Below are 21,670 nucleotides of genomic sequence, written 5' to 3'. Positions count from 1 at the left end.
GGGCATCCGCTGGTAAAATGCTTTTTTTCATATATCGATCCCTCTTTTCCGACCATGACACGCAAGCTGTTCGTCACCACCGCCCTGCCCTACGCCAACGCCGCCTTCCACATCGGCCACATGATGGAATACATCCAGGCCGACATCTGGGTCCGCTTCCAGCGAATGCAGAAGGACGGCAACGAGCAGCGCGTGGTGCACTTCGTCGGCGCCGACGACACCCACGGCACCCCGATCATGATCGCCGCCGAGAAGGAAGGCGTGACGCCGCAGGAATTCGTGGCCCGCATCGCCGCCGGCCGCGCCCAGTACCTGGACGGTTTCCATATCGCCTTCGACAACTGGTATTCGACCGATTCGCCGGAAAACGTCGAGCTCTCGCAAGGTATTTACCGCAAGCTGCGGGATGCCGGCCTCATCTACACCAAGACCGTCGACCGCTTCTACGACCCGACCAAGGGCATGTTCCTGGCCGACCGCAACATCAAGGGCGAGTGCCCGGTCTGCCATGCCAAGGACCAGTACGGCGACAACTGCGAAGTCTGCGGCGCCGCCTACCAGCCGACCGAACTGATCAAGCCATATTCGGTGTTCACCGGCTCGACCCCGATCCTGAAGCCGTCCGAGCAGTATTTCTTCAAGCTGTCCGATCCGCGCTGCTTCCAGTTCCTGAAGGAGTGGCTGAACACCCCGGGCCGCCTGCAGCCGGAAATGGTCAACAAGGTCTCGGAATGGCTGGGCGAGAACGGCGAGAAGCTGGCCGACTGGGATATTTCCCGTGACGCGCCCTACTTCGGCATCCCGATCCCGGATGCGCCGGGCAAGTTCTTCTACGTCTGGCTGGACGCGCCGGTCGGCTACCTGGCCTCGCTGAAGAACTATTTCGAGAAGAAGGGCCTCGACTACGAAGCCTTCCTGAACGATCCGTCGACCGAGCAAGTCCACTTCATCGGCAAGGACATCGTCTCCTTCCACCTGCTGTTCTGGCCGGCGATGCTGAATTTCTCGAACCACCCGGTGATCGACAAGCTGAAGGTCAATGTCCACGGCCACCTGACCGTGAACAACGAAAAGATGTCGAAGTCGCGCGGCACCGGCATTTCGCCGCTGCGCTACCTGGAACTGAAGATGAACCCGGAGTGGCTGCGCTACTACCTGGCGTTCAAGCTGAACAGCAAGGTCGAGGACCTGGACTTCACCGGCGAAGACTTCGTCGCCCGCGTGAACAGCGACCTGATCGGCAAGTACGTGAACATCGCCAGCCGCTGCGCCGGCTTCATCGCCAAGAAATTCGACGGCAAGCTGGCCGCTTCGCTGTCCGACAACGCGAAACAGTGGATTGCCCGCGCCCTGAACGGCGAGGACGGCGAGCGCCAGGCGACCATCGCCGCCAGCTACGAGGCGCGCGAATTCGGCCGGGCCCTGCGCGAAGTGATGGCCATCGCCGACGTCGCCAACCAGTACGTCGACGAGAACAAGCCCTGGCTGCTGGCCAAGGACGAAACGAAGACCGCCGAGCTGCACGAAGTCTGCACCACGGCGCTGATCCTGTTCCGCCAGCTGACCATCATGCTGTCGCCGGTGCTGCCCTTCGTCGCGTCGCGGGTCCAGGAATTCCTGGGCGATGCCTCCTTCTCGTGGGACGACACCAGGGGCGAGAACGTCTGGAACACGATGCTGGGCCGCAGCATCGGCGCCTACAGCCACCTGATGCAGCGCGTCGACGCCAGGATGGTCGAAGACCTGTTCGACAAGCCGGCCGCCACCGCGCCGGCCGCCGCTGCACCGGCCGCCGCCGCCGAAAAGGCCGCCCCGGCTGAGGCAGGCGAAACCGCCAGCGATATCGAGGAACTCGCTCCCGAAATCTCGATCGATGATTTCACCAGGATCGACCTGCGCGTGGCGAAGATCGTCAACTGCGAGCATGTCGAAGGTTCGAGCAAGCTGCTGCGCCTGACCCTGGACGTCGGCGAAGGCCGCCTGCGCAATGTGTTCTCGGGCATCAAGTCGGCATACCAGCCGGAACAGCTGATCGGCAAGTTGACCGTGCTGGTCGCCAACCTGGCGCCGCGCAAGATGAAGTTCGGCGTCTCGGAAGGCATGGTGCTGTGCGCGTCGAGCAAGGATGAGAAGACGAATCCGGGCCTGTACCTGCTGGAACCGGTCCCGGGCGCACAACCCGGCATGCGGATTCGTTGATATTTTCTACGCAACAGTGGCAGTATAATGTTGCGTTCTAAAAATAACCTTACTTAGTGGTAGCGAAATAAAATGACCGAATACAAAGCCCTGCGACACATTCCGCACGCGAACCTGTTCCGTCAAGGTGACGTCTTCGTCCTGTTCGGCGAACTTTTCGGCCGTGGCTACGTGAACGGCCTGATCGACGAAGCCCGCAAGGCCGGCATGACGATCCTGGGCATCACCGTGGGCCGCCGCAACGACGACGGCACCCTGCGCGCCCTGACCGCGGAAGAGCACGCGGAAGCGGAAGCCAAGCTGGGCGGCCGCATCGTCAACGTGCCGCTGATGGCCGGTTTCGACATGGACGCGCCGGCGGGCGAGCAGAACCCGACCGAGATGCTGTCCGGGATCACCCTCAAGAGCTGGCAGGAAGACAAGCTGGACTGGGACAAGATCGAGCGCTGCCGTGAAGCCGGCGTCGCACGCTTCACCGCCTCGGCCCGCGAAGCCATGGCCGAGATCGACAAGCTGATCCCGGAGGGCGCCAACGTCTTCTTCGCCCACACCATGGCCGGCGGCATCCCGCGCATCAAGGCCTTCCTGGCGATCGCCAACCGCATCTACAAGGGCCGCGGCGAGCGCTTCATGTCCTCGCGCGCCCTGCTCGACAGCGACCTGGGCAAGCTGATCCTGATGAACTTCGACGAAGTCTCGGCGAACACCCTGAAGTACCTGATCGACGCCTCCGCCCCCATCCGCGAGCGCGTTGCCGCCAAGGGCGGCGAAGTGCGCTATACCGCCTACGGCTACCACGGCACCGAGATCCTGATCGGCGGCGAGTACACCTGGCAGACCTACACCAACTACACCCAGGGCTACGCCAAGATGCGCCTGGAATCAATCGCCGAAGCGGCCTGGAAACAGGGCGTGCCGGCAACCGTGTTCAACTGCCCGGAAATCCGCACCAATTCGTCCGACATCTTCGTCGGCGTCGAACTGTCGCTGTTCCCGCTGCTCGCGGCCCTGAAAAAAGAAGGCGGCGGCGCCTGGGCCCAGCAGCAATGGGATATCTGCCAGGGCCTGCTGAACGACGGCGTGTCGCTCCAGTCCATCCTCGACAAGCTGGAAACCTATCTGCAGACCGGCACCAGCACCGAGTTCCGCAATTTCGAAGCCTGGCCGATGGACAACACCCCGGAACTGGCCGACCTGATGATCGGCATCTCGGACGAGCTCACCTCCCTGCACAAGGACAGGAAAGCCCTGATCACCGACCACCTGTCGGCCCTGGTGCTGGAAGGCACCGGCCCGCTGATGTTCCATGGCGCGGCCGAAAAGATCGCACCGGTGCTGTGGCTCAACCACGACATCATCGCCCGCCAGCTGAACGAACTGCACAAGTAAGCAGTAGAATTTCCCGTTTGTACCCTTTTTTGATAGAGCGCCATGGGCCTGTTTAATAAACATTCGAATTACGAATCCGATCACACCAAGTTCATCAAGGAACTGAAAGAGAAGACCCCGGGCATGGACGAGCGCCAGGTTGCCGGCCGCGCCCTGCTGTGGGACAAGGCGCCGCTGTCGCTGGACGAGCAGCGCCGCGTCGCCGAGTCGCGCCTGCGCCAGCAGGCTTACCCGTACCAGACCAAGGTCTGAACCGGCTGACGGCAGAGGCTGACGACGATGGTGCCTGAGCAGGCGAGCCCGGAGGGGATCGCCGAGTCCCCGCCGGACGACGGCGCCATCGCGGACGATTCTGCCCTCAATGCGGCCGCCGACGCCGCCGAGGCCACCATCGCCCGCCTGTACGGCGAGCCGCTGCTGCGCCTGCCCAACGACCTGTACATCCCGCCCGACGCGCTCGAAGTCTTCCTCGACGCCTTCGAAGGTCCGCTCGACCTGCTGCTGTACCTGATCCGCAAGCAGAACTTCAACATCCTCGACATCCCGATGGCGCAGGTGACCCTGCAATACCTGGAATACGTCGAGCAGATCCGCAAGAGCAACCTGGAACTGGCGGCCGAGTACCTGCTGATGGCGGCCATGCTCATCGAGATCAAGTCGCGCATGCTGCTGCCGAAGCGCCAGGACGACCTGATCGAGGATGCCGGCGATCCGCGCGCGGAACTGGTGCGGCGCCTGCTGGAGTACGAGCAGATCAAGGCGGCGGCCCAGCGCCTGGGCGCCCTGCCCCAGCTCGACCGCGACTTCGTGCGCCCCTCGCTGCCGGTCGAACAGGGCCTGGCGCCGGTCTGGCCGCACGTCGACCCGCACGACCTGCAGCGCGCCTGGATGGACGTGCTGCGCCGCGCCAAGCTGACCCAGCACCACCGGATCGGCCGCGAGGAACTGTCGGTGCGCGAGCACATGTCGGCGATCCTGCGTACACTGCAGTCGAACCGCTTCGTCGAATTCTCGGAACTGTTCGCAGGCCAGGCCAGCGTGCCGGTCGTGGTCGTGCACTTCGTGGCCATGCTCGAGCTGGCCAAGGAAACCCTGATCGAAATTACCCAGGCCGAACCATTCGCGCCCATCTATGTCCGGCTGGCCTATTCGCCCGCCTGAGCTTATAACGACACCATGAAAATCATCTCCACCATCGACGAACTGCGCGACCAGCTGCGCGGCCAACTGCGCACCGCCTTCGTCCCGACCATGGGCAACCTGCACGAAGGCCACCTGTCGCTGATGCGCCTGGCGCGCCGCCACGGCGACCCGGTGGTCGCGTCGATCTTCGTCAACCGCCTGCAGTTCGGCCCGAACGAAGACTTCGACAAATACCCGCGCACCTTCCAGGCCGACGTCGAAAAGCTGGAGAAGGAAGGCGTGTACGTGCTGTTCGCGCCCACCGAGAAGGACCTGTACCCGGAGCCGCAGGAATACCGCGTGCTGCCGCCGAACGACCTGGGCAACATCCTGGAAGGCGAATTCCGCCCCGCGATGTTCCCGGGCGTCTGCACGGTGGTGACCAAGCTGTTCTCCTGCGTGCAGCCGCGCGTGGCCGTGTTCGGCAAGAAGGATTACCAGCAGCTCATGATCATCCGTAACATGGCGCGCCAGCTGGCGATGCCGACCGAGATCATCGGCGCCGAAACCTTCCGCGCCGACGACGGCCTGGCGCTGTCGTCGCGCAACGGCTACCTGTCCGCGGAAGAACGCCTTGAGGCGCCCTTCCTCTACCAGACCCTCAACTACGTGGCCGAGCAGACCCGCGCCGGCCATCCCGACCTGGCGGCGCTGGAACGCGACGCGATGGAGCGCCTGGCGGCGCGCGGCTGGAAGCCGGACTACGTATCGATCCGCAAGCGCATGAACCTGCAGGCGCCTAGCCGCGACGAGGTTCTCGCCGGCGAACAGCTGGTGGTGCTGGCCGCCGCCAAGCTGGGCAACACGCGCCTGATCGATAATCTGGAAATCTAAGCCGCACTACTTTCTTTTCTGAAATTTCCCTGTAGATTCTAGCAACAGCGTTTGCTAGAATCCATAGGGCATTCCTTTTAGGAGTAGTAACTTGACCGACCTGGCCACCAATCAGATCCGCAAGGGTCCGCCCACGCTGTCCGACGCCGTCGCGCGCATCGGACCGGACGCGGGCGCGCACGAGATGACGGACGCTTTCCAGATCGCCGACACCCTGTCGGCCCTGGCCCAGACCGGCGAAGCCATCACCGTCTACCCGATGGGCCAGGACTTCACGATGGCGCGCATCGACGCCGTCGATGCGGACCGGCGCAGCTTCATCCTCGACCTCGCCGAAGATATCCGCCTCGCCGAGGGCAAGCTGATCTTCGTGGCAGCCCTGGGCGGCAACGCCAAGATCCAGTTCGAGCTCGACAACAGCGGCAGCCTGCTGCCGGGACGCGCCCGCGCCGTCGAACTGCCGCTGCCGGAATCCTGCCAGGTCCTGAACCGCCGCGCCGAGGCGCGCCTGGAAAGCCCGCTGAGCGGCAGCTACGGCGCCCGCTTCGTCCTGCTCGGCAAGGAATTCGAACTGCCCCTGTACGACTTCTCGCTCGGCGGCGTGGGCCTGCGCGCCACCCCGGAGCAGGCTTATGAATTCTATGTCGGCAAGAAGATCGAAGGCGTGGAGCTGGAACTGGGCCCCTCGCTGACGATCGTCGCCGACCTCGAGGTGCGCCTGCTGCGTCCTTTCCGCACCTTCCTGCTGGGCCAGCAGGTGCAGGTCGGGTGCCGGATTTCGAATATCTCGATGCAGATGAAGCAGCGGCTGGATCGGGCGGTGAGCAAGGTGCAGACGAAGCGCTGAGCGAGTTCAGTCGAGCAGCAAAGAAAATGGCCCTTCGCGGGCCATTTTCTTTCGTCATTCCCGCGCAGGCGGGAATCCAAGTTTGAAGAGTCGCCGATAGCGCAGGCTCACTTGGGTTCCCGCCTTCGCGGGAAGTCGTTTTCGGCAATGCCGGGAACGACGGGTTACGTAGTCACACTCTGCGCCCAAGCCAGCGCCGACAGATGCGCTTTATTGACTTCAAGCGGGCTGATATCCAGCGACGCCGCCATCGACGCCACCAGCTGCGAATTCAGCTCGCAGGCCTCGGCCAGCGCCAGGTAGGGCCCGTACACGCCGCCGCGCGTCAGCAGCGCGCGCACCACCTCGTCCGGCAGCTGGATGGTCTCCAGCACTTCCTTCATCGGCAGGCCCAGCAGGCGGTCCAGCAGCGAGAACATGCCGGCCACGAACAGGTACTCGCCTTCGGCGCGCGGCAGGAATTTCTGGCCCAGCAGCTCGCACAGGCGCGCGCGCACGACCGCGGTTTCCATCAGCACCGGCGAATAACCGCTGGAGCTGGCGGTCGCCAGCAGCAGCACCAGCCAGCGGTACAGCGGCGCATAGCCCAGCATGGCGATGGCCTGGCGCAGCGACTCGATCTGGCGGCCGGCGCCGAAGCCGGCGGAGTTGATGAAGCGCAGCAGCTTGTAGATCAGCGCCGGGTCGCGCTTGAGGACGGCCTCGAGCTTCGGCACATCTTCGTTGTTCTGCACCATCTGCATCAGCTGCAGGATGATGGCCTGGGCCGGGTTCATGCCCTTGATGTTGCCGCCCTCGCGCGGCGTCAGGTGCAGCTTGCCGACGAAGGCGTCCAGGCCGAGCGCGGCGCAGGCGTCGAAGTCGGCCCAGGTGGACACCGGGCGGCCGACCATGCGCAAGGTGGACTGCTTGGCGGCGGCGTAGGTGCGGGCCTGGGTGGCGACGTCGGCGCCGGTGAAGCGCACTTCGGCGTAGGAAGCGATGACGGAGAGGTTGCGGCCCAGCAGTTCCAGGTTGGCGCCGCGCAGCGAGATGCCGACGCCGCCGGCGCGCAGGGCCTGCACGGCGGCGCGGGTGTCGGTGTTGGCGAGGTCGCGCACGGCAATCGACAGCACGGTGCGCTCGGGCGGCAGCGCGTGCAGGGCGTCGGTCGACAGCATGGCCGGCACGGCGTCGAGGAACAGCAGCTTGTCGCGCAGCAACCAGCCGTTTTCCTCGTCGACCAGGTGTTCGGCGACGAAGCCGACCAGCGCTTCGAGGTCGGCGGCGCCGACTTCCTGGCCGCCGTGCTGCTGCCAGCAGAGTTCATAACCAATCACACGCTGCTTGGGATCGAGCAGGGGTTCACGGACGATGAAGTTGGTTTGATGCATTGTATGGATCAGAAACCGAGGCTGTCGAGCAGGTCGTCGACCTGGCCCTGGTCGGCCACCACTTCGGTATTGCCTGCCGGCTTGATCTGCGGGCCGTTGAGCAAGCCATTGTCGAACTCGCGCTTGACCTCGGCCGGCGCGAAATCGACGAGCACCTGCACCAGCTGCTTTTCCAGGTTCTGGGCGATGCCGGTGATGCGCTTGATCACCTGGCCGGTCAGGTCCTGGAAGTCCTGGGCCATCATGATGTCCATCAGGTGGCCGCGGGTAGACACGGCGGCGCTGCGCGATTCGCCCAGGCTGGCGATGGTTCGCTCCGCCAGCGCGCGCCACTCGGGGCTGCCCTCGCCGCTGTCCAGCAGGCTCTGCCAGGAGCGCGACAGCTCGGCGGCCGATGCGTCGATCCCGTCCTGCAGCGGGCTGGCGGCGTCGGTCGCGTCCAGCACCCGCTTGGCAGCCTGTTCCGACAGGCGCGCCACGTAGTCGAGGCGGTCGCGCGCATCCGGGATGTCGCTGGCGGCCTTTTCGATCAGCTTGTCCAGGCCCAGTCCGCGCAGGCTCTCGTGCAGCGCGCGGGTCATGTGCCCGATCCGGCTCAGGACCTCGTCATGCGAGCCCGAGTCGGCGGTGTACTCAGTCATTTCAGGCTGCCTTTTCCATCTTTTCGAAAATCTTGTTCAGCTTTTCGTCCAGCGTGGCCGCGGTGAACGGCTTCACGACGTAGCCGTTGGCGCCCGCTTGCGCGGCCGCGATGATGTTTTCCTTCTTGGCTTCGGCGGTCACCATCAGCACCGGCAGCTTGGCCAGGGCGGGATCGGCACGGATGTTCTGCAGCATGGTCAGGCCGTCCATGTTCGGCATGTTCCAGTCCGAGACCACGAAGTCGAACTGTTCGCTGCGCAGCTTGGCCAGTGCCATCACGCCGTCTTCGGCTTCGTCGACGTTGGCGTAACCCAGTTCCTTCAACAGGTTCCGCACGATGCGTCGCATCGTCGAGAAATCGTCAACCACTAAAAAACGCATCTTTGGATCAGCCATGAATTACTCCGTTGTTACTTTATCTGTATGTGTTGGTGGACTTCGACTCTGCGAAAGCAGGCCTAAGCATAGCATTTTTGTTGCTCTACGGCGATAAAACCAAGGCTAAAGCCGCGTGGACGGATCAAACGCGCAACGCCCGGCCGCCGTGCGTTGCCAGATGGCCAAGCACCATACCCGGCAAGGCTGAAAGGGGTCCCACTTCATGCGCGGCGCCGATCGCGATCGCCTCGCGCGGCATGCCGAACACGACGCAGGAAGCCTCGTCCTGGGCGAAGTTGGTGGCGCCGGCCTGCTTCATTTCGAGCATGCCCTGGGCGCCGTCCTTGCCCATGCCGGTCAGGATCACCCCGACCGCATTCTTGCCGGCCGCCTGGGCCGCCGAGCGGAACAGCACGTCCACCGACGGACGGTGGCGGTTGACCGGTTCGCTCTGCTCGATCCTGGTCATGTAGTTCGCGCCAGAGCGGGACAACAGCAAATGGGAGTGGCCCGGCGCGATGTAGGCGTGGCCCGGCAGTACGCGCTCGTTGCCCTGGGCCTCGCTGACGCTGATCTTGCACAGCGCATCGAGGCGCTTGGCGAAGGAACTGGTGAACCCTTCCGGCATGTGCTGGGCGATCAGGATGCCCGGGCAGTCGGACGGCATCTGCATCAGGAATTCCCGGATCGCCTCGGTACCGCCGGTGGAGGCGCCGATGATGATCAGCTTTTCCGACGAGGTCAGCGGGCTGCGCAGCTGCGGCAGCTGGGCGCCGGGACCTGGCGCATGCAGCGTGCGCGGCTTGATGCGCGCGCGCGCGGCGCCGCGGATCTTGTCCGCAATCAGTTCGGTGTACTCGCGCATCCCGGTCTGGATCGAGATCTTCGGCTTGGTCACGAAGTCGACCGCGCCCAGTTCCAGCGCACGCATGGTGATCTCGGACCCGCGCTCGGTCAGCGAGGAGACCATCAGCACCGGCATCGGGCGCAGGCGCATCAGTTTTTCCAGGAAGTCGAGGCCGTCCATCTTCGGCATCTCGACGTCGAGCGTGAGCACGTCGGGGTTGGTGCGCTTGATCAGGTCGCGCGCGACCAGCGGATCGGGCGCCACGCCGACCACTTCCATGTCCGGCTGGGAGTTGACGATCTCGGTCATCACGCTGCGGATCAGGGCGGAGTCGTCGACGATCACCACCTTGATCTTGCTGCTCGTAGTTGCCAACATGGCGGGCCCTTTCGTCAGAACAGGTCGATATCGCCGCCGACCGGCGCGACCTTGAGGCGCTTGGCGTAATCGAGTTCGCGCTTCGCCAGCGTATCGTTTTGAGTTTGCATCAGCTTCTTGACCAGCACTTTGCCCGTGCGCGGGAAAAAGTACACCTTGCGCGGATAAATGTCGTTCAGGTCTTCGGCCAGTACCGGGATGCGCTCGGTCTTCAGGAACTGCATCACGAACGACGCGTTGCGTTCGCCGACGTTCATGGCCGAGAAGCCGCGCAGCACCGCGCCGCCGCCGAACACCTTGGCTTCGAGGTGTTCGCGGCGGGCGCCCGCCTTCAGCAGGTCGTTGATCAGCACTTCCATCGCATAGGTCCCGTAGCGCATCGAGGCCGACACCGGGTTGCCGGGATCGCCGCCGTCCGGCAGCATGAAGTGGTTCATGCCGCCCAGGCCCCTGACGCGGTCGCGGATGCAGGCCGAGACGCAGGAACCCAGCACCGTCACGATCAGCATGTCCTTGCCGGTGTAGTAGTACTCGCCGGGCAGGATCTTGGCGGCGTCGCAGTCGAAGGTGCGGTCGTAATAGACGTTGGTGGCGAATTGGCTGTTCGTATCCATGATTGGTACTCGGGTGTTGCGACGGTCAGCCGTGGCTCAATTCGTAGACCGTCTTGCCGCGCAGGCGCAGCGAGTCGGATACATACAGGAAGTTCTCGGAATGCCCCGCGAACAGCAGGGCGTCCGGCTTCATCAGGGGCACGAAGCGCGACAGGATCCGGCGCTGGGTGGCCTTGTCGAAGTAGATCATCACGTTGCGGCAGAAGATCGCATCGAACGGTCCGCGCAGGTCCCAGGCGTCGGCCAGCAGGTTGAGCTGGCGGAAGGTGATCAGGTTGCGCAGCTCCGGGCGCACCCGCGCCAGGCCCTGCTGGGCGCCCTTCCCCTTCAGGAAGAAGCGTCGCTTGCGATCAAGCTCGAGCTTGTCGAGGCGTTCGAGCGGATAGACGCCGGCGCCGGCGGTGGCCAGCACGTTGGTGTCGATGTCGGTGGCGATGATCTGCACCGGCGGCGTGAGCGTGTCGAACGCCTCGCACAGGGTCATCGCGATCGAATAGGGTTCTTCGCCAGTCGAACTGGCCGAACACCAGATCGTCAGCGGCGTACCCGGATTGCGGCGGCGCGCCTTGAGCGCGTGCTCGGCCAGCAGCGGGAAGTGATGCGCTTCGCGGAAGAACGAGGTCAGGTTGGTGGTCAGCGCATTGGTGAAGGCTTCCCACTCCTGCTCGGGATTTCCGGCGAGACGACCTGCTTCGAGGTCGTCCAGATAGCGGGAGAAGGACTCGATGCCGGCCGCGCGCAGGCGGCGCGCAAGCCGGCTGTAGACCATCTCCTGCTTGCTGTCGGCCAGCGAAATGCCGGCGCGCTGATAAATCAGGCCCCGCACGCGCTCGAAGTCGGCACGCGTGAACTCGAATTCCTTGCCAGTTTCCTGCTTGGTGTGAAGCGGCACGTGAATACCTTTGGGTGTTGGTCGATCCTGCGAACCCGCCGGGCGGGTCCGCGCACTGCTATCCCTGTGCGCCGCGGCCGCGTTGCTTACGCTGCCATCTTGTCGATCAGGCCCATCTCGCTCGACGACATCAGGCGGTCGATGTCGATCAGGATCAGCATGCGCTCGTCGACGGTGCCGAGGCCCATCAGGTAGTCCGAGTTGAAGGCGGTGCCCATTTCCGGCGCCGGCTTGATCTGGTCCGGCGTCAGGGTGGTGACGTCCGACACGCTGTCGACCACCATGCCCATGATGCGGCCGCCGATGTTCAGGATGATCACGACGGTGAACTGGTCGTAGGTCGGGGTGCCCAGGTTGAAGCGGATGCGCATGTCGACCACCGGGATGATGATGCCACGCAGGTTGATCACGCCCTTGATGAATTCGGGGGCGTTGGCGATGCGGGTCACGGCTTCGTAGCCGCGGATCTCCTGCACCTTCAGGATGTCGATGCCGTATTCCTCGGAGCCGAGGGTGAAGGCCAGGTATTCGCTGCCGCTGCCGTCGCGCGCGTCGGCCGGTTTGGTAGTCTGTTGAGTGGACATGTCGGTTCCTGAGTTCAGAGTAAGTTCAATGTTATGAGACGACGGTATCGTCCGTCAGCTGACGGGACGAGCGCAGCAGCGCCGCCACGTCCAGGATCAGGGCAACGCCACCATCGCCGAGGATGGTCGCACCGGAGATCCCTGCCACCTTGCGGTAGTTCGATTCGAGGTTCTTCACCACGACCTGCTGCTGGCCCACCAGTTCGTCGACGAACAGCGCGGCCTTGCGTCCTTCGGTCTCGAGGATCACCAGGATGCCTTCCCAAGGGTCGGTATGGCGCGGCTCGATGCCGAACATCTGGTGCAGCGGGATCAGCGGCAGGTATTCGCCGCGCACCTTGACCACCCGGCCCTGGCCGGCGATCTCGCGCACGTCGGACCGCGCCGGCTGCAGCGACTCGACCACGAAGCCGAGCGGCAGGATGTAGATCTCGTCGCCGCAGCGGATCGACATGCCGTCCAGGATCGCCAAGGTCAGCGGCAGCGAGATCAGGATGGTGGTGCCGAAGCCCTTCGCCGAGCGGATGTCGATGGTCCCGCCCATGGCCGTGATGTTGCGCTTGACGACGTCCATGCCGACCCCGCGGCCGGAAACGTCGGTAACGGTTTCCGCGGTCGAGAAGCCCGGCGCGAAGATCAGCTGCCAGACTTCGGCGTCGCTCATGTTCTCGGACACCGGCAAGCCGTTCTGGCGGGCCTTGGCCAGGATCCGTTCGCGATTCAGGCCGCCGCCGTCGTCGGCCACCTCGATCACGATATTGCCGCCCTGGTGGGCAGCGGACAGGAACAGGCGGCCCGATTCGGATTTGCCGGCGGCGATGCGCGCGGCCGGCATCTCGATGCCGTGGTCGATGCTGTTCCTCACCAGGTGGGTCAGCGGGTCGACGATGCGCTCGATCAGGCCCTTGTCCAGTTCCGTCGCGGCGCCGTTGGTGATGAAGTCGACCTTCTTGCCAAGCTTGCTGGCCAGGTCGCGCACCATGCGCGGGAAGCGCGAGAACACGAAGTCCATCGGCATCATGCGGATCGACATCACCGCTTCCTGCAGGTCGCGGGTATTGCGGGTCAGTTGCGATACCGAAGCGAGCAGGCGCTGGTGGACCATCGGGTCCAGCCCGTCGCTCCTCTGCTCGATCATGGCCTGGGTGATCACCAGTTCGCCGACCAGGTTGATCAACTGGTCGACCTTTTCGATCGAGACCCGGATCGAGCTCGATTCGGCGTGCGCATGGGCGGCGTCGGCGGCCTTCTTCGCGGCCTTCTTCTCGGCCGCCACCTCGGTCACTTCGAGCGGCTCCGGGCGCGCCGGCGCGGCGATCGGCGCCGGCACTTCGGCCACGATGCCGGCTTCACGGCGGATCTGCTCGATCGGCTGGAAGAAACCGTAACCGCGCTCGTCGTCGGACTGCTCGGCTTGCTGCGCATCGAGCGGATCGGACGGGTCGAAGAAGCCGTAGCCCTGCTCTTCCTCGATGCGGGCGCGTTCAAGGGCCTCGAGGGCGCGCTGCTCGGGCGTCAGCGGCGGCGCTTCGAAAATCTTCAGGTCGTTCGGGTCCAGCACGAACGAGCAGATCGCGATGATGTCGTCCAGCCCTTCGTGGGTCATGATGATCAGCGCGCTGCGGCCGCCTTCCAGCGGAGTGACCGAGACGCGGCCCAGCAGGCCGAGTTCGTCCACCAGCGCATTCACGTCGCGCTGCGGGATGTCGGGCAGTTCGATCTTGTAGCGGTGCGCGCCTTCGCGCACTTCCTGCTTCTGCTCGGCGTGGAGGAAGGACGGCACGGTCGGCTGGTGCGCGGCGACGACCACGCCCTCGGACAGGTCGTGCAGCATCATGCGCACGTTGGCGACCGCTTCCTGGTCGACGCTGGCGCCGTTGCGGTGGCCGTCGAGCTGCATCTTGAGGATGTCCTTGGCGGCCAGGAAGGCATCCACGTGCTGGCTGGTGAGGGACATCTCGCCCTTGCGGATCCGGTCCAGCAGCGACTCCAGCACGTGGGTCACTTCGCTCATGTCGTTCAGGCCGAAGGTCGAGGCCCCGCCCTTGATCGAGTGGGCGGTGCGGAAGATCGCGTTCAGGTCTTCCGCGTCCGGCGCGGCGATATCGACGGCCAGCAGCAGACGCTCCTTCTCGGCGAGGAGTTCTTCCGCCTCGTCGAAAAAGACCTGGTAGAACTGGCTGATGTCGATGGTCATGATGTGTCGCTTGTCGCTTGTCGGCTCAGCCGATGACTTTCTTGACCACCTCGATCAGGCGCTGCGGATCGAAAGGCTTGACCAGCCAGCCATTCGCGCCGGCGGCACGGCCCTTCGATTTCATGTCGTCCGACGATTCGGTGGTGAGCATCAGGATCGGCACCTTCTGGTAGGTCGGCAGCGCGCGCAGCGACTTGATCAGGGTGAGGCCATCCATCTTCGGCATGTTCTGGTCGGTCAGGACCAGGTCGACGGTCTGCTGCTTCGCCTTTTCGAGGCCATCCTGGCCGTCGACGGCCTCCACCACCTGGTAGCCGGCGGCCTTCAGGCTGAACGCCACCATCTGGCGCAGGGAACTGGAATCGTCAACCGCAAGAATCGTTTTAGCCATATTTGTGTGCTCCCGAGGGGTCGGAGTCCGGTTCTTCTTTTAAGGGACTCCGACCCCGGTGTTATTAGTTAAAGTTTATTTCGCCGGATAAGATCAAAACAGTTCCACGTCACCGCTCTCGAGATGCCGCTGCTCCACCGACTTGCGCAGCATGCTGCGCAGCTCGAGCGACTGGATCGCCAGCGCCATGCTGACCTTGCCCAGCCGGTCGACGATTTCCTCGCTGTGGCTGTCGGGCGCGAGATCGGCGCCGTGCTCGCTCAGCGTGGTCAGGAATTCGCGCAGGCCGGTCACGCGGCGCAGCGTGCGGTCGAGCAGCTGGCTGGTCATGTCCTGGAACTGCATGCTGGTGATCGCCGTGTTCACGTGCTGGCCGATCTCGCCCGACATGCCGGTCAGCTTCTCGCTTTCCTCGGCCGACGGGGCCTCGCCCGCCAGCAGGCGGTTGATGCTCTGCTGGCGCGCGTCGACCGCCTGGTGGATCGCCATGAAGCTGGTGGTCAGCTTCTCGACGGCCTCCTCCAGCAGCAGCGTGGTCTGCACCAGGTCGGTCTCGACTTCGGACAGGTGGCGCCGCCCGTGGTCGGAGACGCCCGACAGCAGGCGCTTCACGTGTGACCCTAAAATCTTTTTTCTTGTCATTGAGTCCTCCAGAACTATCGCGCGCTCTGCTTCGCTTCCGCGGCCTCTGCCAGACCACCGCCCGTCGCCGAGGCCACGGCCTTGACGGCGCCGTCGGCGTCGCCGGGGACGTCCAGCTTGTCGCCGCTGTCGCCGCCGTCGCGCAGCAGCGCTTCCTCGGTGCGCTTGTTCATCACCAGGATGCTGATGCGGCGGTTGACCGGGTTGAACGGGTCCTTGCGGTCCAGGTGGTTGGCCGCGGCCAGGCCGACCACGCGCAGCACCTTGTCGTCGGCCAGGCCGCCGCGCACCAGCTCGCGGCGCGAGGCGTTGGCGCGGTCCGCCGACAGTTCCCAGTTGCTGTAGCCGCTCTCGCTCATGTACGGCGTCGAATCGGTGTGGCCGGACAGGCTGATTTTGTTCGGCACGTCGTTCAGCACTAGCGCCAGCACGTCGAGGATGTCGCGGGTGTAGGGCTGCAGCTCGGCCCTGGCCATCTCGAACATCGGGCGGTTCTTCTCGTCCACGATCTGGATGCGCAGGCCCTCGTTGGTGATGTCGAGCAGCAGCTGGTTCTTGTATTTCTTCAGCAGCGGATTGGCATCGATGGTCGACTGGATGCGCTCCTTCAGCTTTTGCAGCTTGGCCGCTTCCTCGTGCTCGAGGGCGGCGCGTGCGGCCTTCAGGTCGTAGGTCTTTTTCTCGGCCGGGACTTCGCCCTTCTTGACCTGGCCGCTACGGCGCGTCAGGTCCTGGCCGCCGCCCTGCAGGATCGAGGAGCTGTCGCCGCTGCCCGAACCGCCCTGCATGGCCACCTTCAGCGGGGTCTTGAAGTAGTTGGCGATGCCTTCCATGTCGCCCTTGGTGGTCGAGCCGAGCAGCCACATGAGCAGGAAGAAGGCCATCATCGCCGTCACGAAGTCGGCGTACGCGATCTTCCAGGCGCCGCCATGGTGTCCATGGCCGCCCTTCTTGACGCGCTTGACGATGATCGGCCGCTGGCCTTCGTCCGCCATTACTTGCTCTTCGCTTTCTTGATGTGGTCTTCGAGCTCGGCGAAGGTCGGACGCTCGGTCGAGTACAGGACCTTGCGGCCGAATTCGACCGCCAGCGCCGGCGCATAGCCGTTCAGGCTGGCCAGCAGGGTCACCTTCACGGTCTGGAACATCTTGGTCGATTCCTCCAGTTTCTGTTCCAGCAGGCTGGCGAGCGGACCCACGAAGCCGTAGGCCAGCAGGATGCCGAGGAAGGTGCCGACCAGCGCGTGGGCGATCAGGATGCCCAGCTCGGCGGGCGGCAGGCCGACCGATTCCATGGTGTGGACCACGCCCATCACCGCGGCGACGATGCCGAATGCCGGCAGGCCGTCGCCCAGCTTGGCGATGCATTGGGCCGGGACCGCTCCCTCATGATGGTGGGTCTCGATTTCGTTGTCCATCAGGTTTTCGATCTGGAACGCGTCCATGTTGCCGGAAACCATCAGGCGCAGGTAGTCGGTAATGAATTCGACAATGTGGTGGTCGGCCAGCACGGCCGGGTATTTCGAGAACACGGGGCTCTGTTCGGGCGCCTCGATGTCGCCTTCGATCGACATCAGGCCCTCTTTACGGACCTTGGACAGGACGTCGAACATCAGCGACATCAGCTCCATGTACATGTCGCGCGTGTATTTGGAACCCTTGAACAGGGTCGGGAAAGCCTTGAGGGTGGCTTTCACGGCCTTCGGGCTGTTGCCGACGAAGAAAGCGCCAACTGCGGCGCCGCCGATCATCACCAGTTCCAGCGGCTGCCACAGCGCCGCCAGGTGGCCGCCGTTCATGGCAAAACCGCCGAAGACGGCGGCTAGGACGACAACGTAACCAACAATAACAAACACGGGACTCCCGATCGAGAAATCCGGGAGCTGGCCCCGGTGTTTGAATCCAAGTTAATGAATCCAAAGAGAAATATTTACCTAGGGAACTAGATTATCTTGAGAATGGACTACGGGCAAGTAAAAGTGCCGGGAATGTGGCTCAAAAGTGCCAAATGTAGAGAATTTTTCTGCTATCGCCAGTTACAACGCGCTGGTCGGGTTCGCGCTCCGGAACGGTGAATTCGTAACTGAGAAGTACACTGCCGGGACGCATTTCGGCCTCGGCCTTGCGCCACAGCGCGCCCATCGCGGCCGGCGACAGATAGGCGAAGATCACATCGTACTGTCCGAAGTCGAGTTCGTCGTAGTCGCCGCGCAGGAAACGGGCGCGGCTGCGCGTGGCGCGGGCGCGCAAGGCACTGGCCAGCCACGGCAAGGGTGCGAGTTCGATGCCGGCGACGTCGCAGTCGGGACGGCGCCGCGCCAGGTCGAGCGCCAGGCCGCCCAGCCCGCTGCCGATGTCGATGATGCGCAGCGGACGGCCCGCCGGCAGCACCCTGGCGACCTCTTCCCACACGCGCCGGCCGGACGGGTAGTACGGCACCTGGGTCCGGAAGGTCGACCAATACAGCAGCAGCAGGAACAGGAACACGGCCAGGAAGGCCGTCGGCGGCACGGCCAGCGCATCGGCCGCTTCCCTGGCCAGCAACAGGGCCGGCGGAAACAGGAACTGGATCGTTCGCCACCAGCTCGCCAGCCCGGCGCGCCAGGACAGCATCGCCGCCCAGGCGCCCTGCACCAGCGTCACGCCGAGCCAGGATTGCGGCGCACCGGCGCGCGCCAGCAGCCAGACCGAGGCCAGCATCAGGGGAAAAGCGAGGACTTGCAGCAGCAGCGCGCGGACGGCGGGCGCGCGCCGGATGCGGCGCGGGGCAGCGGCGCTCACGCCCTGCCCCGCAGGAAGATGAAGAGTCGGATCAGGCGCACATCAGGGGCGCATCAGGCGCCGGCCAGCGCGGCGGCATCCTTGGCCTTGCGGGTCTTGCCGGCGCGCGAAGGCATGTGGCACAGGCCGCACTGGTAATCGTTGTTCAGGTCGAGCGCGTTGACGACATACTTGCCCTTGCACTTCGAGCAAGGCGCCAGCACCAGCATGCCGCCCTGGAAGAAGCGCACCAGGGTCCAGGCGCGGGTCAGCGACAGCAGCGGCTCTTCGCCCGGCTCCGGCGGCATCTGCTCCAGGTAGAGTTTATAAGCCTTCATCACCGCCTGGATGCCGGTGGCGCCGGCGTGCTCGACCAGGAACTTGTAGATATTGATGTACAGCGAGGAGTGGATGTTCGGCTGCCAGGTCAGGAACCAGTCGGTCGAGAACGGCAGCATGCCCTTCGGCGGCGACACGCCCTTCAGTTCCTTGTACAACTTGAGCAGGCGCTCGCGCGACAGCGAGACTTCGCTTTCCAGCAGTTGCAGGCGGGCGCCAAGCTGGATCAGTTCGATGGCCAGCTGGATTTCCTGGGCTTCCGAGACGACGCTTTTCTTGCTCATGATTCACTCACTCCGACAACTGCACATACGCTAGAAAACTGACTTCGATCAAACCGGGGTCAGACTCCCGATTTTGGAAATTGCCCAAAACCGGAGTCTGACCCCGGTTTTTGGAAATTGAACTTAGGCGATTTCTTCGGCAGGCTGGCCGGCCATCAGGATGGCGGCGTGCGACTGCGCCAGGGCGCGGTCCTTGCTGTGGCTGGTGAGCATCGACAGGATGGCGGTGTCGTCGAAGCGGAAGCGGGCCAGCATCATGTTGCCGCCGGCGAGCTTCAGGATCTGGGCATTGCTCATGCCTTCGATCAGGTCGGCGATGTCGGCCGAGATGCCGAGACGGAAGATTGCGGTGACTTTGTCGGCACGGATCATCTGCTGAGCCAGCATCAGGTAGCTCAGGTTCGCATCACGAATTTCAGCCATCATGTCGTTCGCAGTCATTTTCATCTCTCCGTTTGATCTATTCGTCGGCGGGTTTGTGTTGCCGTTGAGATAGATTCTGACTGTGAGGAAACTTTCCGTATATTGGAGACTGTCTGGATTTTTCGTCCGGCAAAGACGAAGACGACCCGTAGGAGTTTGTCTGACAAACCCTCCCGGATCGGGGTCGCGCCCCTATGAAAACGGGCGGATGAAGATGTTCGATAACTCGGGCTTTTCGGGCCCGGCGACGCCGACAGGAATCTGCGTCTGTGTTGGTTAACGTCAACCGATTTGGGAACTTTAGGGTCGAATCGAAATATTTTTCGATTTTTTTGCTGCCCTTCGTTGCCCTACAGACCGTTATCGGATGGGTTTGCGCAAACTTTAGGGTGGTTTGCAAAAAATTTTCGACCCAATCCCGGTCATCTGGGTAGGTTATCGGACGGGTTTTCGGGAACTTTAGGGTTCCGGCGAAAAATTTTAAAAAAATTTTTGCCCCCTCCTTCCGGCCGCCGCCGATGCATTTCTTGCTACACTGCCGGCTTCGCGCATTCCTCACCAAATCCTATGCACGCTCCTGCACTCTGGGATATCAGCCCGACGATCTCGGCCGGCATCCCGGTCTGGCCCGGCGACACCCCGTTCGACGCCAGTCCGACCTGGGAAATCCGGGATGGCTGCCCGGTCCATGTCAGCCGCATGACCATGACGACCCACCTCGGCGCCCATACCGACGCGCCCTCGCACTACGATCCGGCGGGCCGGGCCATCGACGCCGTCGACCTGGCGCCCTACCTCGGCCCCTGCCGCGTGATCCACTGCATCGGCGTGTCGACGGTGCATCCGCAGGACATCGAAGCCCGGCTCGACGGCACGCCGCCGCGGGTGCTGCTCCGTACTTACGCCACGGCGCCCCAGCAGGCCTGGGACCCGGCCTTTCCCGCGATCGCCCCGGAAACCATCGACCTGCTGGCATCGAAAGGCGTGATCCTGGTCGGCACCGATGCGGCTTCGCTCGACCCGCAGGATTCGAAAACCCTGGACGCCCATCACGCGGTGCGCCGCCACGGCCTGGCGATCCTCGAAGGCGTCGTGCTCGATGCCGTGCCGCCGGGCGACTACGAGCTGATCGCCCTGCCCCTGAAACTGGCCGGCATGGACGCCAGCCCGGTGCGCGCGATCCTGCGCGCCCTGCCCGCCAAGGAGACTGCATGACGAATACAGTAACGATATCCTCGCGCGCCGATTGCGCCGCGCTCGACGCCCAGGACCCGCTGGCCCCGCTGCGCGACCGCTTCGCACTGCCCGAGGGCGTGATCTACCTGGACGGCAATTCGCTCGGCGCCCGCCCGCGCGCCTCCCTGGCCCGCGTGCACGAGGTAGTCGCCATGGAATGGGGCCACGACCTGATCCGCAGCTGGAACAAGGCCGGCTGGTTCGAGCTGCCCAAGCGCCTCGGCGACCGTCTGGCCCCGCTCATCGGCGCCCGTCACGGCGAAGTGGTGGTCACCGACACCACCTCGCTGAACCTGTTCAAGGCGCTGGCCGCCGCGCTCGAGATCCAGCGCCAGCGCGCGCCGGAGCGCAAGGTCATCGTCACCGAGCGCAGCAACTTCCCGACCGATATCTATATGGCGGACGGCCTGGCGCGCTGGCTCGACCGCGGTTACCGGATCCACCTGGTCGACAGCGTGGACGAACTGCCGGCCGCCGTGGATGCGGATTGCGCGGTCCTGATGCTGACCCACGTGAACTACCGCACCGGCTGGCAGCACGACATGGCCGCGCTGACCCGCCAGGCCCACGCGGCCGGCGCGCTGGCGCTGTGGGACCTGGCCCACTCGGCCGGCGCGGTCCCGCTCGACCTGCACGCGGCCGAAGCGGACTTCGCGGTCGGCTGCACCTATAAATACCTGAACGGCGGCCCGGGCGCGCCGGCCTTCATCTGGGTGCCCGAACGCCACCAGGCCGCCTTCAGCCATCCGCTGACCGGCTGGTGGAGCCACGCGGCGCCGTTCGCGATGTCGCACGGCTTCACCGCGGCGGACGGCATCGGCCGCGCCCTGTGCGGCACCCAGCCGGTAGCCTCGCTGGCGATGGTCGAGTGCGGGCTCGAGATCTTCGAAGAAACCGATATGCAGGCGATCCGCACGAAATCGCTGGCGCTGACCGACCTGTTCATCGCCCTCGTGGAAGCGCGCTGCAAGGCGCATCCGCTGGGACTGGTGACGCCGCGCGAGCACGCCCGCCGCGGCAGCCAGGTCAGCTTCACCCATCCGCAGGGCTACGCGGTGATGCAGGCCCTGATCGAGCGCGGCGTGATCGGCGACTACCGCGAGCCGGAGATCATGCGTTTCGGCTTCACGCCGCTGTACACGAGCTATTGCGATGTCTGGGACGCGGTCGAGATCCTGCGCGATATCCTCGACAACGGCAGCTACGACGCGAATGCGGCGCGCAGCGCGGTGACCTGAAG

At 64.3% G+C, this 21,670-nt stretch carries 23 protein-coding genes; 8 read left to right on the top strand and 15 right to left on the bottom strand.

The window, feature by feature from the left end; genetic code table 11:
* Positions 1 to 54: 54 nt before the first annotated feature.
* From metG to AC3A6M_RS03930, 6 genes are all read left to right on the top strand, one after another.
* The gene (gene metG, locus AC3A6M_RS03955; protein WP_487851435.1) at positions 55 to 2,199 is read left to right on the top strand and encodes a methionine--tRNA ligase; all 2,145 of its coding nucleotides are present in this window, start codon (positions 55 to 57) and stop codon (positions 2,197 to 2,199) included.
* A 72-nt stretch (positions 2,200 to 2,271) separates the two neighbouring features.
* A complete protein-coding gene (locus AC3A6M_RS03950) occupies positions 2,272 to 3,588 on the top strand; it encodes an enoyl ACP reductase FabMG family protein (protein WP_487851434.1) in 1,317 nt (438 codons plus the stop codon).
* 42 nt (positions 3,589 to 3,630) lie between these two features.
* The gene (locus AC3A6M_RS03945) at positions 3,631 to 3,840 is read left to right on the top strand and encodes a DUF3460 family protein (RefSeq protein WP_487851433.1); all 210 of its coding nucleotides are present in this window, start codon (positions 3,631 to 3,633) and stop codon (positions 3,838 to 3,840) included.
* A gap of 27 nt (positions 3,841 to 3,867) precedes the next feature.
* Positions 3,868 to 4,749 (top strand): segregation and condensation protein A, encoded by an 882-nt coding sequence (locus AC3A6M_RS03940; RefSeq protein WP_487851432.1) that lies wholly within the window; start codon positions 3,868 to 3,870, stop codon positions 4,747 to 4,749.
* 15 nt (positions 4,750 to 4,764) lie between these two features.
* The gene (gene panC / locus AC3A6M_RS03935; protein WP_487851431.1) at positions 4,765 to 5,604 is read left to right on the top strand and encodes a pantoate--beta-alanine ligase; all 840 of its coding nucleotides are present in this window, start codon (positions 4,765 to 4,767) and stop codon (positions 5,602 to 5,604) included.
* Between the two features lie 91 nt (positions 5,605 to 5,695).
* Positions 5,696 to 6,451, top strand: coding sequence for a flagellar brake protein (locus tag AC3A6M_RS03930; RefSeq protein WP_487851430.1), 756 nt, complete (start codon positions 5,696 to 5,698; stop codon positions 6,449 to 6,451).
* Between the two features lie 164 nt (positions 6,452 to 6,615).
* Here the strand turns inward: AC3A6M_RS03930 and AC3A6M_RS03925 are convergent, their stop codons facing one another.
* The 15 genes from AC3A6M_RS03925 to flhD form a co-directional block, all read right to left on the bottom strand.
* Positions 6,616 to 7,824 carry an EAL and HDOD domain-containing protein gene (locus AC3A6M_RS03925; RefSeq protein ID WP_487851429.1) on the bottom strand — a complete coding sequence of 403 codons (1,209 nt, stop codon included), beginning with the start codon at positions 7,822 to 7,824 and terminating at the stop codon, positions 6,616 to 6,618.
* Positions 7,825 to 7,832: 8 nt separating this feature from the next.
* Positions 7,833 to 8,465, bottom strand: coding sequence for a protein phosphatase CheZ (gene cheZ / locus AC3A6M_RS03920; protein ID WP_487851428.1), 633 nt, complete (start codon positions 8,463 to 8,465; stop codon positions 7,833 to 7,835).
* 1 nt (position 8,466) lies between these two features.
* Positions 8,467 to 8,862, bottom strand: a complete 396-nt coding sequence (gene cheY / locus AC3A6M_RS03915) for a chemotaxis response regulator CheY (protein ID WP_060566987.1) — start codon at positions 8,860 to 8,862, stop codon at positions 8,467 to 8,469.
* Between the two features lie 124 nt (positions 8,863 to 8,986).
* On the bottom strand, positions 8,987 to 10,069 hold the full coding sequence (locus AC3A6M_RS03910; RefSeq protein WP_487851427.1) for a protein-glutamate methylesterase/protein-glutamine glutaminase: 1,083 nt from the start codon (positions 10,067 to 10,069) through the stop codon (positions 8,987 to 8,989).
* Positions 10,070 to 10,083: 14 nt separating this feature from the next.
* On the bottom strand, positions 10,084 to 10,683 hold the full coding sequence (gene cheD, locus AC3A6M_RS03905) for a chemoreceptor glutamine deamidase CheD (RefSeq protein WP_487851426.1): 600 nt from the start codon (positions 10,681 to 10,683) through the stop codon (positions 10,084 to 10,086).
* Between the two features lie 25 nt (positions 10,684 to 10,708).
* Entirely contained in the window at positions 10,709 to 11,575 is an 867-nt protein-coding gene (locus AC3A6M_RS03900; protein ID WP_487851425.1) for a CheR family methyltransferase, read from the bottom strand.
* An 86-nt stretch (positions 11,576 to 11,661) separates the two neighbouring features.
* On the bottom strand, positions 11,662 to 12,159 hold the full coding sequence (locus AC3A6M_RS03895; RefSeq protein WP_487851424.1) for a chemotaxis protein CheW: 498 nt from the start codon (positions 12,157 to 12,159) through the stop codon (positions 11,662 to 11,664).
* A gap of 31 nt (positions 12,160 to 12,190) precedes the next feature.
* Positions 12,191 to 14,356, bottom strand: coding sequence for a chemotaxis protein CheA (gene cheA / locus AC3A6M_RS03890; RefSeq protein ID WP_487851423.1), 2,166 nt, complete (start codon positions 14,354 to 14,356; stop codon positions 12,191 to 12,193).
* A gap of 25 nt (positions 14,357 to 14,381) precedes the next feature.
* Entirely contained in the window at positions 14,382 to 14,747 is a 366-nt protein-coding gene (locus AC3A6M_RS03885) for a response regulator (protein WP_487851422.1), read from the bottom strand.
* A 93-nt stretch (positions 14,748 to 14,840) separates the two neighbouring features.
* Positions 14,841 to 15,389: a chemotaxis protein gene (locus AC3A6M_RS03880; RefSeq protein WP_487851421.1), complete on the bottom strand. Its 549-nt coding sequence runs from the start codon at positions 15,387 to 15,389 to the stop codon at positions 14,841 to 14,843.
* 14 nt (positions 15,390 to 15,403) lie between these two features.
* Positions 15,404 to 16,384 carry a flagellar motor protein MotB gene (motB, locus tag AC3A6M_RS03875; protein WP_487851420.1) on the bottom strand — a complete coding sequence of 327 codons (981 nt, stop codon included), beginning with the start codon at positions 16,382 to 16,384 and terminating at the stop codon, positions 15,404 to 15,406.
* Positions 16,384 to 17,244 carry a flagellar motor stator protein MotA gene (motA, locus tag AC3A6M_RS03870; protein WP_487851419.1) on the bottom strand — a complete coding sequence of 287 codons (861 nt, stop codon included), beginning with the start codon at positions 17,242 to 17,244 and terminating at the stop codon, positions 16,384 to 16,386. Before motA ends, motB begins: the two co-directional genes overlap by 1 nt.
* A 139-nt stretch (positions 17,245 to 17,383) precedes the next feature.
* Positions 17,384 to 18,169: a class I SAM-dependent methyltransferase gene (locus tag AC3A6M_RS03865; protein WP_487851418.1), complete on the bottom strand. Its 786-nt coding sequence runs from the start codon at positions 18,167 to 18,169 to the stop codon at positions 17,384 to 17,386.
* A gap of 53 nt (positions 18,170 to 18,222) precedes the next feature.
* Entirely contained in the window at positions 18,223 to 18,771 is a 549-nt protein-coding gene (gene flhC, locus AC3A6M_RS03860; RefSeq protein WP_487851417.1) for a flagellar transcriptional regulator FlhC, read from the bottom strand.
* 123 nt (positions 18,772 to 18,894) lie between these two features.
* Complete coding sequence (gene flhD, locus AC3A6M_RS03855) at positions 18,895 to 19,212, bottom strand: flagellar transcriptional regulator FlhD (protein ID WP_047826184.1); 318 nt, start codon at positions 19,210 to 19,212, stop codon at positions 18,895 to 18,897.
* Positions 19,213 to 19,761: 549 nt separating this feature from the next.
* On the opposite strand from flhD, the gene kynB reads away from it, so the two are divergent.
* Together kynB and kynU are read left to right on the top strand one after the other, a co-directional pair.
* A complete protein-coding gene (kynB, locus tag AC3A6M_RS03850; RefSeq protein WP_487851416.1) occupies positions 19,762 to 20,409 on the top strand; it encodes an arylformamidase in 648 nt (215 codons plus the stop codon).
* Positions 20,406 to 21,668, top strand: a complete 1,263-nt coding sequence (gene kynU / locus AC3A6M_RS03845; protein ID WP_487851415.1) for a kynureninase — start codon at positions 20,406 to 20,408, stop codon at positions 21,666 to 21,668. Before kynB ends, kynU begins: the two co-directional genes overlap by 4 nt.
* Positions 21,669 to 21,670: the final 2 nt, after the last annotated feature.

It is taken from the genome of Telluria sp. Soil_C_11 (assembly GCF_057657395.1).
This window is presented reverse-complemented; position numbering and strand designations above follow the sequence as displayed.